The organism is Anaerocolumna cellulosilytica (genome assembly GCF_014218335.1).
GTDB classification, from domain to species: Bacteria; Bacillota; Clostridia; order Lachnospirales; family Lachnospiraceae; genus Anaerocolumna; species Anaerocolumna cellulosilytica.
In genome coordinates, this window is sequence record NZ_AP023367.1 from 4,050,902 (window position 1) to 4,067,984 (window position 17,083).

The 17,083-nt window shown below is 37.2% G+C and carries 13 protein-coding genes and 1 other annotated feature; of the genes, 5 read left to right on the plus strand and 8 right to left on the minus strand.

Annotation, left to right across the window (positions count from 1 at the left end; genetic code table 11):
• Window positions 1–62 precede the first annotated feature (62 nt).
• Together acsn021_RS16815 and acsn021_RS16820 are read right to left on the minus strand one after the other, a co-directional pair.
• A complete protein-coding gene (locus acsn021_RS16815; RefSeq protein ID WP_184093694.1) occupies window positions 63–1,010 on the minus strand; it encodes a glycosyltransferase family 2 protein in 948 nt (315 codons plus the stop codon).
• 33 nt (window positions 1,011–1,043) lie between these two features.
• Window positions 1,044–3,716, minus strand: coding sequence for a YfhO family protein (locus acsn021_RS16820; RefSeq protein WP_184093693.1), 2,673 nt, complete (start codon window positions 3,714–3,716; stop codon window positions 1,044–1,046).
• A 213-nt stretch (window positions 3,717–3,929) separates the two neighbouring features.
• Between acsn021_RS16820 and acsn021_RS16825 the strand changes: the two genes are divergently transcribed.
• From acsn021_RS16825 to acsn021_RS16840, 4 genes are all read left to right on the plus strand, one after another.
• Window positions 3,930–4,454, plus strand: coding sequence for a peptidylprolyl isomerase (locus acsn021_RS16825; protein WP_184093692.1), 525 nt, complete (start codon window positions 3,930–3,932; stop codon window positions 4,452–4,454).
• Window positions 4,455–4,567: 113 nt separating this feature from the next.
• Window positions 4,568–6,361, plus strand: coding sequence for an aminopeptidase P family protein (locus acsn021_RS16830; RefSeq protein WP_184093691.1), 1,794 nt, complete (start codon window positions 4,568–4,570; stop codon window positions 6,359–6,361).
• A 54-nt stretch (window positions 6,362–6,415) separates the two neighbouring features.
• Window positions 6,416–6,685: a binding site (T-box leader), on the plus strand.
• Between the two features lie 150 nt (window positions 6,686–6,835).
• Window positions 6,836–7,969, plus strand: a complete 1,134-nt coding sequence (locus tag acsn021_RS16835) for a trans-sulfuration enzyme family protein (protein WP_184093690.1) — start codon at window positions 6,836–6,838, stop codon at window positions 7,967–7,969.
• 178 nt (window positions 7,970–8,147) lie between these two features.
• Window positions 8,148–9,323, plus strand: a complete 1,176-nt coding sequence (locus acsn021_RS16840) for a MalY/PatB family protein (protein WP_184093689.1) — start codon at window positions 8,148–8,150, stop codon at window positions 9,321–9,323.
• Between the two features lie 181 nt (window positions 9,324–9,504).
• Here the strand turns inward: acsn021_RS16840 and pyrF are convergent, their stop codons facing one another.
• Genes pyrF through acsn021_RS16855 form a run of 3 tightly spaced genes read right to left on the minus strand, consistent with a single transcriptional unit; the run spans window position 9,505 to window position 12,183 of the window.
• Window positions 9,505–10,431, minus strand: coding sequence for an orotidine-5'-phosphate decarboxylase (gene pyrF / locus acsn021_RS16845; protein WP_184093688.1), 927 nt, complete (start codon window positions 10,429–10,431; stop codon window positions 9,505–9,507).
• Between the two features lie 27 nt (window positions 10,432–10,458).
• Window positions 10,459–11,733, minus strand: coding sequence for a dihydroorotase (locus acsn021_RS16850; RefSeq protein WP_184093687.1), 1,275 nt, complete (start codon window positions 11,731–11,733; stop codon window positions 10,459–10,461).
• A 54-nt stretch (window positions 11,734–11,787) separates the two neighbouring features.
• Window positions 11,788–12,183, minus strand: coding sequence for an NUDIX domain-containing protein (locus tag acsn021_RS16855; RefSeq protein ID WP_184093686.1), 396 nt, complete (start codon window positions 12,181–12,183; stop codon window positions 11,788–11,790).
• A 228-nt stretch (window positions 12,184–12,411) separates the two neighbouring features.
• On the opposite strand from acsn021_RS16855, the gene acsn021_RS16860 reads away from it, so the two are divergent.
• Window positions 12,412–12,609, plus strand: coding sequence for a hypothetical protein (locus tag acsn021_RS16860; protein ID WP_184093685.1), 198 nt, complete (start codon window positions 12,412–12,414; stop codon window positions 12,607–12,609).
• Between the two features lie 97 nt (window positions 12,610–12,706).
• Here the strand turns inward: acsn021_RS16860 and acsn021_RS16865 are convergent, their stop codons facing one another.
• From acsn021_RS16865 to licT, 3 genes are all read right to left on the minus strand, one after another.
• Window positions 12,707–14,113, minus strand: a complete 1,407-nt coding sequence (locus tag acsn021_RS16865; RefSeq protein WP_184093684.1) for a glycoside hydrolase family 1 protein — start codon at window positions 14,111–14,113, stop codon at window positions 12,707–12,709.
• A 12-nt stretch (window positions 14,114–14,125) separates the two neighbouring features.
• Window positions 14,126–15,970, minus strand: coding sequence for a beta-glucoside-specific PTS transporter subunit IIABC (locus tag acsn021_RS16870; RefSeq protein WP_184093683.1), 1,845 nt, complete (start codon window positions 15,968–15,970; stop codon window positions 14,126–14,128).
• Between the two features lie 128 nt (window positions 15,971–16,098).
• Window positions 16,099–16,935, minus strand: a complete 837-nt coding sequence (gene licT / locus acsn021_RS16875; protein WP_184093682.1) for a BglG family transcription antiterminator LicT — start codon at window positions 16,933–16,935, stop codon at window positions 16,099–16,101.
• Window positions 16,936–17,083: the final 148 nt, after the last annotated feature.

The window sequence follows — 17,083 nt, forward strand, 5'->3', positions numbered from 1 at the left end:
TTTTATAGACATATTATAGATTTGTTTATAAAATATGTCAACATATTTATTATGTTTTTATATTATCCCTGTTCTTTGATAATATAGATGGGTCTCTTCTTTACTTCCAGATAAGTTTTTGACAGATACTGTCCCAATATTCCCATGCTAAATAATTGTATTCCGCTTAAAAACAGAATTATGCAGGTCATAGATGTCCAGCCAAAAGCTGATTTCGCCCCACAAAGTTTTCGAAAAACAATAATAAATATACTAATAAAAGAAACTATACATAAAAAGATACCCACAAAGGAGGCAAATGCAAAAGGCAGGGTCGAAAAAGCAGTAATTCCTTCAAAGGAATATAAAAGCAATTTCCAAAAAGACCATTTTGATTCTCCGGCAGCTCTTTTTATATTATTATAGGACATCCATTTAGTTCGAAAACCTACCCAGCCAAAAATACCTTTAGAAAAACGATTATATTCCCCCATGTTTAAAATAGCATCTACCATCTGTCGTTTCATCATTCGAAAGTCTCTGGCTCCGTCTATAATATTTGTTTTTGAAATCCGATTCATTAACCTGTAAAATCTTCTGGCAAAGAACGATCTGACCTTTGGTTCACCCTGTCTATTGACTCTTCTGGTTGCTACCGAATCACAATCCTCCCCTTTTAAAAGGGAGTACATTTTGTCAAGTAAATAGGGAGGATCCTGTAAGTCGGCATCCATAAGAACAATATAATTACCTGCACTGAACTTAAGACCTGCTAATATAGCTGCTTCTTTCCCAAAGTTTCTTGAAAAGGCAAGATAATGTACCCTTTTATCCTTCTCCTGGTATTTCTTAATTAATCCAAGCGTATTATCTTTAGAACCATCATCCACAAAAATCAGCTCAAAGTCCACCTCATTCATACGCTTCATAACCTTTTCCATTTCCCTATAGAATAAAGACAATACCTTGGCTTCATTAAAACAGGGTATAACTACTGATATTTTATCCAAATGTAACACTCCTTCTGTCATACAATCTCCTTAAATCAGCTGTGAAAATTTCTTTCATTTCTCACTTGTTCTGTTCTTATACCACAAAAAGATAAATAAGCACCAACCTGCTGCCGATATGACCGCTCCTGCTTTCAGATAAGGAGTTGTATAAATAAGTTCTATATTATAGGTCCCCTTATGAAGAGGCAAAGCCATATACATAATATTAGCAGGTAACAGCCTTTGTTCTTCGTGATTTACATAAGCCTTCCAGCCCTTACTATAGGGTATGGAAAAGTATAAAAGACTATCCTTTACTATATCTATCTTACCGGATACTGTGTTATTACCTAAGCGAACCTCTTTCAGTTGGTTTTGAAGCCTTTCCTGTACCATTTCCTTGTAAGTCCTGACTGGTACGGTGAACACTTCCAGCTCTCCTAAGTGATAACGTCCGGGCTGGTTAAAAGATATTTCGCAATAATTCATTGCTGCACTAGAATATCCCAAATTAATAAGATAATCCTCTTTTCCAAAGTATGCATTATTTGTTTTATTTCTTATATGAATTGTCTTGGTAACACCTTTATCTCCTTTAACTTTAAGAGTAACTGCTAAAGCCTCCTGTTCATTAATATGGAAACCCTCCAGTCTTAAATAAGTCTCAGCATCAGCTACACCATTAAAATCTATCCGTAACTTTGCTCCCTTCTCCTTAACTATAAGATAATCTCCCATTGGTTTTATCTGCCCCTCATACCTATAGTTTACCTTGTGTTCGGTAAATGAATAACCATCGGCTCCTAATCGTCCGGTTAAAGAATGAAGCGAAATTCCCACTGGTATTTCTTCTAAAACGCCCCCTCGAAGTTGAGCCTCCTGCTTTCGAATAGCAGAAAGCGCCTCATATCCCTCCCTCAGCATATAAGAGTCATAGGTGAATCCAAGGGATAATTGATTCTTGTTTTTATATAAATAATAAGTCTTATCCTCCGTTTTTAAAGATGATACATACTTGTAATCATAGGGTACGGATTTCTTTTTCGTTGTTACAAAATACTTAACCCCTGCAAGAGATGATACACTGACGCGAGCATCAAAATTATCAAATCGGTATGCTGCCCTTTGAGACGCCAACTCCAAACCCGACATATACTCTGTTACCCGTTTGTTCATTACACTATAGTAACCAGATACATCATAAAAATCCATTGTCAGCCCTTCATTCAAAAAGTGGTCACCATAAGTCTCCACCCGGTAAAAATCGTCGCTTGCAATAATTGGCAGCATACTTACTGCTGACGCTCCTATCCTAGAATCCACTTCTCTATACTTTACAAATTCACTGACATAGTCCCCATATCGGGAATCATTAACTAAAAAGCCATTGATAGATAGATTACAGCAGATGAGAATAAATAAAAATCCCTTTACCAGTTTTTTATTACCAGTTACCGATAACAGCACCAGACAAAGCACTGAAAGTACTAAAAAGATACAGGCAATAAGAATATAGACGGTTGGCCTTAGAATACCAACTATGGCATAAAGTACACTCTCTGTCACTATCAGTACTAACTCTCTTTTATTCATATTCTCTACTTCTTGAAAAGAGGCAGCAAATATAAAAGCTGCTAAAAAGCTATAAGCAAATTCCCATCGATTACTGATATAGGCAAAACCATTCATGGTATAACCAAAAGAAGGAAACATAAGTCCTGCTGTTAATATAAGAAAAGACCATTTTAGCCCTCTATAGTTTTTTCTGGTAAAAATGATTGCCACTGCCGCCGGTATTACCGCCCCGTAGGTAAGTATCGTCCAATAACCTCCCGTTGTATTGGCGGCTAAGAAAGACTGAACCAAAAGCCCATAATAATGAAAAGGATACAAAAAAAGATTCTGTTCATAGCCACTGTTCAGTCTTCCGTTATTTAAAAAAGCCCCACATACCGGAAGAAATATAAAAGCTGCCATAAGAACTCCAAGGATATAAAACAAAATGGCTTTCCTGGCAACCTTCAAGAAAGATTTATGAGCCAATGGCAGCATACTCTTCTTACTGTATTCATAAGACCGGAAGAGACCATAACCAAATACAAGAATAGTAAGCATATAGAAAAAGTAAAAATTACTGACTGCGCTGAGAAAAACCATAAGAGTAAAGAATCCTGGTTTATTTTTTTTCAATAACCTCTCAACTCCAACCAGTAATAACGGTAAATAAATCATTGGGTTTATGAAAAAAGGATGCCTGACAGCAGAAAAAAACACATAGCCACAAAATACATACAACAAACTCCCAAGTAAAGCAGGATACCAGCATATATTTCTTACCTTGCAATACTTCATAAAACTAAGTCCTGATAGATATAAACGCAGCAAAATTAAAACAGTATACAACACTTCTATATTTTCCTTCGGTACAAAAACCGATAGTAGATTCAGCGGATCTCCTATGGCGTAGTAATGTAACGTAGTTATGGTATCAAACCCCATACCTATTTTAAAGTCCACCATTGGAAAACCCTTTCCTTGAAATATACCTTTTAGTAGTTCACTAAAATACACTAAGGAAGGGTAATGCTGATTAATCCCATCATATTCCCACACCATTGATTTACTTTCCAGAATAAATGGAAGATATATCACGCTTATGAGCACCAGAAATACAGCTGAATATAGTAACACTAAGGTTAAACTACTTTTATATTTTGTTTTTACGGTCTGCATTAAATGTTCCATTCGTCTACTCCCTGCAACAAAACTTTTACTTATTCCTACAAACATATAGAAAATCTACTAGTATTCACGCCTTTGTAACTCTACTCTCGTTTATATGGAATTATTTTCAAAACTTAGAATGCCCTAAGTTTGAGAATAATTATATTAGACACCCTAATTAATATGTGTTATAATTGTCCAATGTAAACATTTGATTTCAGAAAGGATAAAAAAATGGCAGAGAAAAATCCTATTGTTACAATAGAAATGGGAAATGGTGATATAATTAAAATTGAATTATATCCAGATATCGCACCAAATACAGTTAATAATTTCATTTCTTTAGTACAGAATAAGTTTTATGACGGTCTTATCTTTCACAGAGTTATCCGTGGATTTATGCTTCAGGGAGGAGATCCAGAAGGAACCGGAATGGGTGGCCCTGGTTACTCCATAAAAGGTGAATTCTCATACAATCAATTTGAAAACAATTTAAAACACACTGCCGGCGTTATTTCCATGGCAAGATCTCAAATGCCAAACTCAGCAGGTTCCCAATTTTTTATTATGCACAAAGATTCTCCTCACTTAGATGGCTCTTATGCAGCTTTTGGTAAAGTTACAGAGGGTCTTGATGTAGTAAATAAAATAGCTGAGGTTAAAACAGATTATTCCGACAAGCCGGAAACTCCTCAGGTAATGAAAACAGTAACTGTTGAATTATTTGGCGAAACATATAACGAACCGGAAAAAATGTAATTAAAACCAAACAATTATAGGATCTTTGCGACATAGCTGCTAAACCCTTGCACTTATGTCGCTTTTTCAATAACTGCTTATATTTAAATTAATAATAGAAAGGAATGCGCACTATGATTAAAACAAGAATACAGCATCTACGTGCCTTACTGGCTGAAAATCAAATAGATGCTTATATTGTACCTACCTCTGATTTCCATGAATCCGAATACGTAGGAGAATATTTTAAAGCCAGAAAATATATGTCGGGCTTTACCGGGTCTGCCGGAACTTTAGTTGTTACAACGGAAGAAGCCGGTCTTTGGACGGACGGCAGATACTTTATTCAGGCCGCAAGGCAGCTAAGTGATACCGGCATTACCTTATTTAAAATGGGTGAAGAGGGTGTCCCTTCTATTGAGGAATTCTTAAAAGATAAGCTTCCAAAGAATGGCGTATTAGGTTTTGATGGACGTATTATTAATGCCAGATTCGGAAAAAATCTAATGCAAAAATTAGAAGCTAAGAACATATCCATTCAATATGAGAAAGATTTAGTCGATTTCATCTGGACTGACCGCCCTGAATTGTCTAAAGAGCCAGCTTTTCTATTAGATATAAAATACTCCGGAAAAGCTTCCGCTGATAAACTATTGGCATTAAGAGATGAAATGAAGAAAAAGGGAGCAACCGTTCATATTCTTACCACTCTGGATGACATTGCATGGTTATTTAATATCAGGGGTAATGATATCGCCTATAATCCAGTTGTACTCTCCTATGCTGTCATTACTCTTGATAAGGCTTATCTCTTCGTGGATGAGGACAAATTATCTGAGGATATTAAAACACAATTTACAACTGATAAAATAGAAGTTAAGGATTATCTTGCTATTTATGATTTCGTAAAGGACATTTCATCTACTGAAATTATCCTGTTAGATTCAAAAAAAGTCAACTATGCAATCTATAACAATCTGAAATCAGAAGTCAAAATTATCGATGAAGTCAATCCTACCGTTTTAGCCAAAGCCACTAAAAATCCGGTAGAAATTGAAAATTTGAGAAAAGCTCATATAAAAGATGGTGTAGCCGTTACAAAATTTATGTACTGGCTTAAAAATAATATCGGAAAAACTGAAATTACTGAAATATCTGCCAGTGATTATCTGGAAGAACGTCGCAAGGAGCAGGAGGGTTTTATTGAATTAAGCTTTGATACCATCTGCGCTTATAATTCCAATGCCGCCATGATGCACTACTCTGCAAGTCCGGATAGTCATGCCGTGTTACAACCGGAGGGCCTATTGTTAGTAGATTCCGGTGGTCAGTATTATGAAGGTACCACTGATATTACCAGAACTGTGGTACTTGGTGAAATAAGTAATGAAGTAAAACGACATTTCACTGCTGTTTTACGCAGTATGTTAAATCTGGCTGATGCCCGTTTTTTACATGGGTGTATCGGACTTAATCTAGATATTCTGGCGAGAGGGCCTCTCTGGGAAATGAATCTGGATTATAAATGCGGAACTGGGCATGGCGTAGGTTATCTATTAAATGTCCATGAAGCACCTAATGGTTTCCGATGGAGAAAGGTTCCGGAACGAGATGACGGCTGTGTACTGGAGGAGGGCATGGTAACTACCGACGAACCCGGTGTTTATATCGAAGGCAGTCATGGTATCCGTACCGAAAATGAACTGGTGTGCCATCGTGGTGAAAAAAATGAATATGGTCAATTTATGTATTTTGAGCACATCACCTTTGCTCCCATAGACCTTGATGCAGTGGATACCAGCTATATGTCTAAGACCGAAATCAAGCGTTTAAATGATTACCACCAACAAGTATATGAAAAATTATCTCCCTATCTGACCGCCGAAGAATGCCAGTGGCTGAAGGAGTACACAAGAGCTGTAGAATAAAAAATATCATTGACAGTCCCAGCTTCTTCTGCTATACTCATATAAAATTCATAGTAAAACACTAGGAATGAGAGAGTAAGCATTATGTAATCTTACAGAGAGCTTTTGGTGGTGAAAAAAAAGCAGATAAATTGTGCTGAAGATGGCTCAGGAGTGGCGCCCCAAACTGCTATGCATCAATACTGTATAGTACTTAGGCAGCGACAGGATTGCCTGTTATAGCAAGCGGGTATACGCATTAAAAAATGCCGTACTCTCTGAGGTCTCGTATCGAAAGGTACAGATAAATTGAAGTGGTAACGCGGGCTTATACTCGTCTTCTGTTAAGGAAGACGAGTTTTTTATTTATATATAAACCTTGCTGTTGTAAAGCAATAAAGCAGATGCTTTCCTAACAATACATTACATTCTTACAACTCTTACTTATAACCCACTATGGATTCAACAGATAATGCAATTAAGGAGGAAACTATTATGGATTTTAATACCCTCTGTATACATGGAGCAGAGAATAATACACACTCTACAGGAGCTATCAGTGTTCCCATCTACCAGTCAGCAACCTTTGCCCATCCCGGCGTAGGTCAAAGTTCCGGTTATGATTACTCCCGTTTACAAAACCCCACCAGGGAATATTTAGAAAAATGTGTTGCCGCTTTAGAAAGAGGGGTTGATGCGTTGGCATTTTCTACCGGAATGGCTGCAATCACCGCCTTTATGGAACTCTTTTCGATAGGAGACCACATTATTGCCTCCGGTGATTTATATGGAGGAACGGTAAGGCTTTTTGAAAATATTTCACGTAAAAACGGTTTAACCTTTGATTTTGTTGATACCTCGGATATAGAAGGTGTTAAAGCTCTAATCCGTCTTGAAACTAAAGCAATATTTGTCGAAACTCCTACCAATCCAATGATGCAGGTTACTGATATTAAAGCAGTTGCAGAGCTGGCTAAAGCACATAATCTACTAGTCGCTGTTGATAATACATTTCTTACTCCCTTCTATCAGCTTCCTTTAACTCTTGGTGCAGATATCGTTATTCACAGCGGAACGAAATATTTAAGCGGTCACAACGATACACTGGCCGGCTTTTTAGTAACAAATCGTGAAGATTTATCCGAAAAATTAAGATACATTTATAAAACCACAGGAGCCTGTCTCTCTCCCTTTGACAGCTGGCTTTTAATCCGCGGAATTAAGACTCTTTCTCTGCGCATGGAACGACAACAGGAAAATGCTCTAAAGATTGCTGAATGGCTTACAACGCAAGAAAAAGTAAGAAAAGTGTTTTATATCGGTTTAAAAAATCATCCCGGTTATGAAATTTCCACTAGGCAGGCTACCGGATTTGGCTCTATGATATCCTTTGAAGTAGACACTGAATCTACTGCAAAACAAATACTGGAAGGAATTCAGGTAATTTTGTATGCAGAAAGTCTTGGTGGTGTGGAAACACTGATTACTTATCCCATGCTACAAACTCATGCCGATGTACCGGAGGAAGAACGTCTGTCCAGAGGAATTAATAACTGCCTTCTGCGTATGTCTGTGGGCATTGAGAATGTAGATGATTTAATTGCTGACCTGAAACAGGCTTTACAATAATAAAACAATAGGCAATTGTGAAACTGCTATTTTATGCGTTGTAACAGTCAAAATCACCCAAACAGGTTCCGATGCAGTGGCAAGTCACCTTTATTTTGGTGATTTTGCCTAGTTCCAACCTATAGACCTGCCGATTCACAATCGCCTATAAAGAAATAAAGACAAAAGGAGAACACAAATGTCATTTGATTTTAATGAACTGATAGATAGAAAAAATACTAATTCTATAAAATATGATTTTGCGGCTGAACGTGGAAAGCCGACTGATGTAATTCCCCTGTGGGTTGCTGATATGGATTTTAAAACGGTACCTCAGGTAACAGAGGCACTGGTTGAAGCAAGCAGACATGGTATCTTTGGATATTCCGAAGTGAAAGATGAGTATTTTAACGTTTTAAAACAATGGTTTTCTACCCACTACCGTTGGAATATCGAAAGAAAATGGCTGGTAAAAACTCCCGGTGTGGTATATGCTATAGCCATGGCTGTACGTGCTTATACCAAAAAAGGGGATAGTATTTTGATTCAAAGACCTGTTTACTATCCTTTTTCTGAAACTATTTTATCCAATGGACGTAAGCTTATTAATAGTCCCCTGGTTTATGAGAACGGTACCTACCATATAGACTTTGAAGACTTTGAACAAAAAATAGCAGAAAACCAGGTGAGATTGTTTATATTATGTAACCCTCACAATCCAGTGGGTAAAGTATGGAACCGGGATGAATTGGAACGACTTGGAGATATCTGCTTAAAGCATAATGTATTAGTGGTATCTGATGAGATTCATGCAGATTTTATCTATCCGGGAAAAGAACACCTTCCTTTTGCAAACCTAAGAGAAGAATATAAGGCTATTACCATTACCTGTACTGCTCCCAGCAAAACCTTTAACCTTGCAGGATTACAAGTATCCAATGTGCTAATTCCAAATCCGGTGTTAAAGGCCGCCTTTAAAAGCGAGATAACAAAGAGTGGTTACAGTCAGCTGAATAATATGGGACTTATTGCCTGCAAAGCGGCTTATGAATATGGTGAAGAATGGCTTATCGGATTAAAAGATTACTTATATGAGAATCTACAGTTTATAAAAGAATTTGTAAAGACAAATCTGCCTCAGCTTACCCTTGTTGAACCGGAAGGCACTTACCTGCTCTGGATTGATTTTACCGGTTTAGGTTTATCAGAAACTGATTTAGAAAAGTTAATCATAGATAAAGCTAAATTATGGTTGGATGCCGGAACCATGTTCGGTCCGGAAGGCCTTGGTTTTCAACGATTTAATATTGCATGCACTCGTAAAACGTTGGAACAGGCTTTCCATCAGTTAAAAGCTGCCATTGATTCAATATAGTATTCCTTTCAATTAGAGTCTGCCTTAATAGCAAAACAAAAAGATGTCTAAAAAGCCATAAATCTTCAAAAACATACCAAATATAGTTTATGTGAAAAGACTTGCTGTATTTGGTATGTTTTGATTATAAATGGAATTTAAGACATCCTTATTTTTCGCTGTAATGAAAATCCATCATTGATTACTTTCTTGTTAAAGCACCCATTATATCTTCACGCATATCTATAACCGCCTGTCTGGATGCATCGGCATAAGCAGTCGGTCCGAATTTCTCATATTGTGCTTGTTTATAAGCAGCAATAATGCCTCTGGATGAACTCACAATGGCACCAAGACCATCCTTGTTAAAGTAAGGAGCTAAATCTTCTGCCTTACCGCCCTGTGCGCCATAGCCAGGCACCAGTATATAGTTCTTTGGCATAATCTTACGTAGTGCTTTACCCATTTCAGGATACGTGGCTCCTACCACTGCTCCGATGTAGCTATAGGAGTCTCCCAGATGCATTTCACCCCAGCTGGCTACCTTTTCACCAACTAACTCATAAAGAGGGCGTTCTCCCACCAACTGATCCTGGAATTCCCCGCTGGAGGGATTGGAAGTCTTAACCAGTATAAATAAACCTTTCTTCTCTTCCTTGCATACGTTAATAAAAGGAACAATTCCATCGGAGCCTAAATAAGGATTTACCGTTACAAAATCCTCATCAAATCCATAAAAGGATTTACCGCCTATAGTAACCTTACCCAGATGTCCTGTTGCATAAGCTTCAGAAGTTGAACCAATATCTCCTCTTTTTATATCACCGATTACTACCAAGTCTTTTTCCTTGCAGTACTCTACTGTCTTTTTAAAAGCAATCAGACCTTCAATACCAAATTGTTCATACATGGCAATCTGCGGTTTCACAGCAGGAATCAAATCATAGGTAGCATCAATAATGGCTTTATTAAATTGCCAGATGGCTTCTGCTGCACCTAAAAGATTTTCTCCCTTTTCCCGAAAGGCTTTTTCCTTAACCTGCTCCGGTATATAAGAAAGCATAGGATCAAGGCCTATAACGATGGGTGCTTTATTTTTTTCAATTTTGCGTATCAGTTTGTTAATCATAAAAATAATCATGCCCTTTCTTTTGTTTTATTCCTGATATACTATTTCACCATCTACAATAGTAAACTTAACTTTACCACTTACTCTTTTTCCATGAAAAGGCGTATTCTTACCCATAGAAACAAACGCATTGACATCTATTACATAGGTTTCGTGGGGGTCTGCTATCACAACATCGGCGACTTTGCCTACCGCCAGACTTCCTTTATCAATTCCTAAAACCTTTGCAGGGTTTAAACTCATCTTTTCTACCAGCTGCATAGGTGTCAGATACCCTTCCTGAACCAATTCTGTTATAGTGAGCGCGTAAGCTGTCTCTAGCCCTACAATACCAAAAGGAGCTTCTAACATGGATTTAGCCTTTTCTTCCTCACTATGAGGTGCATGATCTGTAGCGATAACATCCATAATATTATCTCTTAAGGCTTCTTTTAAAGCCTGTACATCTGCACGGCCTCTTAAGGGTGGATTCATCTTATAATTAGCATCATCACCTGGTATCTCATCATCTGCCATCGTAAAATGATGGGGGCATACTTCGCCAGTTATAGGAAGCCTCTCCTCTTTTGCTAACTTAACCATAGTCACACTGTCTTTTGTGGAACAATGGCACAGATGAAGTCTAACACCCGTATCCTTTGCTAATATAATATCTCTGACAGCAATGATATCCTCTACACTGTTACTAATACCCGGCATACCGAGTTCTCTTGCTTTTGCTCCCTCATTTAATACGCCCTTTTGTACCAAATCCTTGTCTTCACAATGTGCGAATACAGCTATTCCTGCTTCCTTGGCTTCTGTCATTGCCTTTTTGTAAAGAACTGTATTCATAACAGATTTTCCATCTTCGCTAATGGCAACAACTCCCGCTCCTGCCATTGCCTCAATGTCAGTCAACTGGGTTCCTTCCTGTCCTTTCGTTACCGCACCAATGGGAAGAATATGAACAACTGCTTCCTCTTTCGCTTTTAACTGAAGATATTCTACCATGTATTTACTGTCGATAGCAGGATTTGTGTTGGGCATAGGACATATTGTGGTATATCCCCCTTTCGCTGCTGCCATAGCACCAGTTGCAATGGTTTCCTTGTATTCATAACCCGGTTCCCTAAGATGTACATGCAAGTCTATGAACCCCGGCATAACACTGAATCCCGTTGCATCAATAACCTGCTCTGCATCCTCACTTAAGTACTCTCCTACCTTCTGAATCAAACCATCTTTTATAAAAATATCTCGAATTCCTTCTGTTCCCGTTGCCGGATCCAGAAGATGACCATTTTTAATTAATATTGACACGGTAATCTCCTTTTCAAACGAATTATAAGCTATGACGAGTAAACTATAAGAATATTACAGCTCTGCTCTTTCAATATCTTCTATAACAGCCTTATTGCTGATAGAATTGCCAAGCTCTTCTTTTGCTATCCATTTATATTCATTTAAGTCCTCGGAAAGTACTACACTATCCTGGGTACTAACGCATAGGAAGCTGATACCGATGTTACAAACATCACCTACCATAAAAGACCAAGTGTAAAGAATACGGTTTAAATGTACAGTCAAACCTGTTTTTTCAAAGATAATTCTTAAAACTCCCTTTTCCGGGTTTTCTCCGAATTCTAATTTTCCATCAATAAATTCCCACTGATAAGGGTCTATAATCCTGTCATCATACCACTTTTTAACCAATAAGTATTTATCTTCATGCTGCACAATACCTTTAACCATTATTTTATACTTTTCCATAGACTTTCCTCCTTCAAACACCTATAAATACACGCATAATGAATATTCTGCAAAAATTCTTCTTACTATTATAACTGAACAGTTCTTGGAATACAACTGATTAAGAATATATAGGTTGAAAAAACAATAAAAATGACATATCCATTATTTTTGCTCGTATAAACTAATCGTAATTGCATATCCTAAGTTTAAATTATTATTAAATAAATTAATAAGGAGGGTATGAACATGGATAATCCCGATGGCATGAATTTAATCCCCCCTGTACTGGGGCTCTTGTTAAATGATGATATTTTGGCTAGAAATGCTTTCTTAGATATGGAGGATTCACGCAGAGATTATTTGTTAAGAAATGCAGAGGATTTTCAATCTAAGGAAGAACTAGAACGTTATCTATATCATTTTGAACATGATAATTTCAAATAAGCTGTCAACACTATCAAGAGATACTGTAAGGATTGTTAGGGTTTATAAAAAGGTCATTACGATTGTCTATAAACGACTCTCGTAATGACCTTTTTTACTATACTAGGCTTTCACCATTGGTTTCAATTACTTTCTTATACCAGTGATAGGACTTCTTTTTAAAACGCTTCAGAGTTCCGGTTCCATCCTGTAAACGGTCTACATAGATTAAACCATATCTTTTAGTAAGCTCAGCAGATGCAGCACTTACTATATCCATTATACTCCACATAGTATAACCGATAACCTTAACACCGTCTTCTATTGCCTCATTCACTTGAACCAGATGATTATTCAGAAATTTTATCCGGTAATCATCTGCCACCGTAAAACTTCCATTCTCGTCAGAAATTAAAGTATCACTTTGACCCAGGCCGTTTTCAGCAACAAAAAGCGGTTTTTGATAATGTTCATAAAAATAATTGAGCATGTATCTAAGCCCCTTCGGGTCAAGGGGATAGTTGTAATCCGAGTATTCCAAATAAGGGTTCTTTAGTCCCCTCATCAGATTACCGCCCGCACCCTGATATTGCCCTGCATCCTGCGCCACAGTCTTACTGTTATAATAGCTAAAGGATATAAAATCAACTGTATTTTTTAAAAGTTCTTTGTCTTCTTCCGTAATTACAAGGCATATATTATAGTCTCTGAATATTCGCTTTGCATAAAAAGGATATTCTCCTGTACAGTGCACATGAACAAAATAGGATACTTCCTGCTGATCTTCCATTGCTTTTAGAATATCATCCGGATTACAGGTTCTTGGGTATCTTGGTGCGGATGCAACCATACAACCTACCTGAAAATCTGCATTGATTTCATGAGCCATTTTTGTAACTAAACCGCTTGCTACTAACTGATGATGGGCTGCCTGATACATATCCTGTTTTGTTAAGTTCGCTTTCGGTGTCAATATTCCTCCGCCCAAAAGCGGAGAAATAACTGTCACATTAACCTCATTAAAAGTAATCCAGTATTTCACAGTGTCCTTAAAACGAGTTAATACCACTTTTGCATACTTTGCAAAATATTGAATCATTTCACGGCTTCTCCAGCCGTCATATTTTCTGCACAACGCTAAAGGTGGTTCATAATGAGACAAGGTAACAACGGGTTCAATATTATACTTTTTGCACTCGGCAAATACTCTGTCATAAAATTGTAAACCTTCTTCATTTGGCTGTTCTTCGTCTCCCTTAGGAAATATACGGGACCAGGCTATCGACATACGGTAAGCCTTTATGCCAAGTTCTGCAAACATTGCTATGTCCTCTGCATATCGATGATAATAATCAACCCCTATAAGTTTTAAGTTATCCTTTGTTGGTTCTAACGTAATTGGCCCCATAACTCCACTTGGCATAATATCCTGGACGGACAATCCTTTGCCCCCCTCAAGGTATGCACCTTCAAGCTGATTGGCTGCTGTCGCACCTCCCCATAAAAATCCATCTGGAAATGACATAGAATCCTCCTTTTAATTAACTGCGGTTAATATAATATCTCCTGTTTTTGCCTTAGAGGCGGTAGTCTCAACAATACCCAGATACTCTGCGGTGTTGGTTACGATAACCGGTGTAATTACATCATAACCCTCCGATTTAATACCCTCTATATCAAACTTAATCAAGGGCATTCCTACTGTTACAATATCTCCGGTTTTCACAAGAGTACTAAAATATTTTCCGTTTAATTTAACCGTATCAATGCCTATGTGTATTAATATTTCACAGCCACTCTCTGCTATAAGACCAATGGCATGTTTCGTTTCAAAGAGCATGGATACAGTACCATTTACAGGAGACACCACTTCACCTTTTTCCGGCTCAATTGCAATTCCTTTTCCCATGGCACCGGTTGCGAAAGCATCATCATTTACATCTTTTAATGGTACAATCGTACCTTGTAAAGGAGCTTTTATCTCAAGTTTCTCATTTACGGTTTTGCCGTTATCTTTAATTGCCCCAGTATCCTTAAAATCCTCCGGTTCTTTGTAAATAATATAGGAAATTACAAAACCCAATATTAATGCAATTGCCACTGTAATACATATATTTAAAAAAGAATTATCAGGCCCTATGTAGATTGGCAGGGCAAAAATATTTGAAGTACCTGCTGACCATGCTTTAACACCAGTAACACCTGCATATAATCCGGCGCAGGCTCCTGCAATCATAGTAGCATACAAAGGGCGTTTTAACTTCATGTTAACCCCATATAAGGCGGGCTCTGTAACACCACAAAGGGCCGTAGCCGCACAGGAGGATGCCAGGGATTTTAATTCTTTGTTCTTGGTTCTTATAGATACTGCAAAGGTTGCCGCGGCCTGAGACATATTAGAAGACATCATGCCGGGTGCCAATATTGTGGCATAACCCATAGCTGCCCTTTGTGTTGCCTGAACGGCTCCTAAGCTGTAGTGCATACCTGTCATAACCAGTAATGGAGATAACCCGCCAACAAGAGTAGGTACCAGCCAGCTTGCTTTCGAATCCAAGAAGGTAAAGAACTGACCCAAATAACCGCCTAAAATAGTACCTAAGGGTCCTAACACAATCAACCCGATAGGTGCAGTTATAAAAATAACTAACATTGGTACAAAAAATACTTTAATAGCTTTCGGTGAAATCTTATTCGCCAATTTTTCCACAAAAGATTGGAAAAACACAATTAAAATAATTGGCACTACACTGGAAGAATAGGTAGCAAGTTTAACAGGTAACCCCAAAAAGGTAACCGCTTCTCCTGCTGTTTTAAAGCCTACATAGGTTGGATGTAATAACATACCCGCAAAGATAATGGCTAAAAAAGGATTACAATTGAATTTCTTCGCGGCTGTATATGCCAGGAAAAAAGGTAAAAAGTAAAATACAACATCAGAAATCATAAATAAGATGGTATAGGTCTGAGAGGTCGTATCAATTACTTTAAAAAATACCAATAGAGCCAATATAGCTTTAACCATACCAGCACCTGCCAAGGCTCCTACAATAGGCATAAATATGCCGGCGATGGTGTCAAAAAAATTATTTATGGGAGATTTCTTTTCTTCCTCTCCTTTATTTGCTGTAACTTTTATATTGGCAGTTTTAATCAGTTCCTCAAAAACATCCGATACATGTGTACCAATTACAACCTGAAATTGCCCTCCTTTATTGAGGCATCCAACCACACCGCTAATTCTTTTAACGGCATCCACATTGGCTTTTTTATCATCCTTAAGGTTAAATCTTAATCTTGTCATACAATGGGTAACCGATTCGATATTGGATTCCCCACCGATGTTACTTAAAATTTCTTTTATTAAAGATTCGTATTTCATCTGCTATCTCCTTTTCTTAAGATTTAGGCATACTTAAATCAATAAGTGCGCCGATTTATATAAAAGAAATTCTGAGAGCTCTCTATGCATGGAATTTCCCTTATTGATTGATTATTCTCGGTTATTAACTAATTGTCCTGCTGAATTAACCTTGCTATATGCAGCATAAAGTACATCATTTCGTCACAGTCCATTTTACTGTCAAACTTACTTTCTAAATAGGTTTTTATTCTTAAAGAGCACTCATAAATGTCCGGATATTTACTTTTAACCTGCTCAAATAAAAAACCATCCGAAGTATCATTGTTACGCTGATGAATCCGCTGTAAAAAGAAACGGATATGAACGATAAATCGATTGAAACTTACAGATTTTTCATCCAATTCAATTTTAAAATGAAACTGAATAATACTTAATATATCCTGAATGACTTTCGTAGCCATTACCGTATTACGAATTGCTTCACCATCCTGCTGCCCATTTACAAAATGCATGGCAATAAAGCTTGCTTCATCTTCATTTAACTTTACATTCTCGTAATGTTCTATCAGTTCAAGGGAGTTAAGGGCAGCTTTAAACTCTTTCGGATAGAATTTTTTTACCTCCCATAAGAGGGCGTTCTGAATCATATTATTCTGTTGAAAACGTGTTAAAGAATAGTTAATATGAGACAATAAGCCTATATAAATAGAATCATTAAACTTACAGTTTAAGTCTCTTTCTGCATTGTCAATCATTAGTTTTGTTAATTCCAAATAATTAGCAGGAACATCCCCAATTAGTTCCACTAATTTATTTGCTGTATCTTCTGTATCCAATTTAAAAATTTTTTCAATCTGTTCTTTATTAACTGTATCCCCCGCTTTTTTATTAAATCCAATCCCCTTGCCCAATATCATCTTTTCAGACTTTTTCTCATCTGTAGCCAAAATAATATTGTTGTTTAAAACCTTTTTCACAAACATACCATCACCTCCTGAACGAAAAAAAACCTAAACCATATCCTTATATATTTTTGGGTACAAAAATAAAAATATACAAGGATATGGTTTAGGCATTGCCTTTTGTAAGTTACAAACCTAAAGCATATTACAATTATAACTGGTAAAATAA

Excerpts from the sequence above, each read along its gene's own strand:
- acsn021_RS16815 (WP_184093694.1), bottom strand. The coding sequence starts at position 1,010 with ATGACAGAAGGAGTGTTACATTTGGATAAAATATCAGTAGTTATACCC.
- acsn021_RS16820 (WP_184093693.1), bottom strand. The coding sequence starts at position 3,716 with ATGGAACATTTAATGCAGACCGTAAAAACAAAATATAAAAGTAGTTTA.
- acsn021_RS16825 (WP_184093692.1), top strand. The coding sequence starts at position 3,930 with ATGGCAGAGAAAAATCCTATTGTTACAATAGAAATGGGAAATGGTGAT.
- acsn021_RS16830 (WP_184093691.1), top strand. The coding sequence starts at position 4,568 with ATGATTAAAACAAGAATACAGCATCTACGTGCCTTACTGGCTGAAAAT.
- acsn021_RS16835 (WP_184093690.1), top strand. The coding sequence starts at position 6,836 with ATGGATTTTAATACCCTCTGTATACATGGAGCAGAGAATAATACACAC.
- acsn021_RS16840 (WP_184093689.1), top strand. The coding sequence starts at position 8,148 with ATGTCATTTGATTTTAATGAACTGATAGATAGAAAAAATACTAATTCT.
- pyrF (WP_184093688.1), bottom strand. The coding sequence starts at position 10,431 with ATGATTAACAAACTGATACGCAAAATTGAAAAAAATAAAGCACCCATC.
- acsn021_RS16855 (WP_184093686.1), bottom strand. The coding sequence starts at position 12,183 with ATGGAAAAGTATAAAATAATGGTTAAAGGTATTGTGCAGCATGAAGAT.
- acsn021_RS16860 (WP_184093685.1), top strand. The coding sequence starts at position 12,412 with ATGGATAATCCCGATGGCATGAATTTAATCCCCCCTGTACTGGGGCTC.
- acsn021_RS16865 (WP_184093684.1), bottom strand. The coding sequence starts at position 14,113 with ATGTCATTTCCAGATGGATTTTTATGGGGAGGTGCGACAGCAGCCAAT.
- acsn021_RS16870 (WP_184093683.1), bottom strand. The coding sequence starts at position 15,970 with ATGAAATACGAATCTTTAATAAAAGAAATTTTAAGTAACATCGGTGGG.
- licT (WP_184093682.1), bottom strand. The coding sequence starts at position 16,935 with ATGTTTGTGAAAAAGGTTTTAAACAACAATATTATTTTGGCTACAGAT.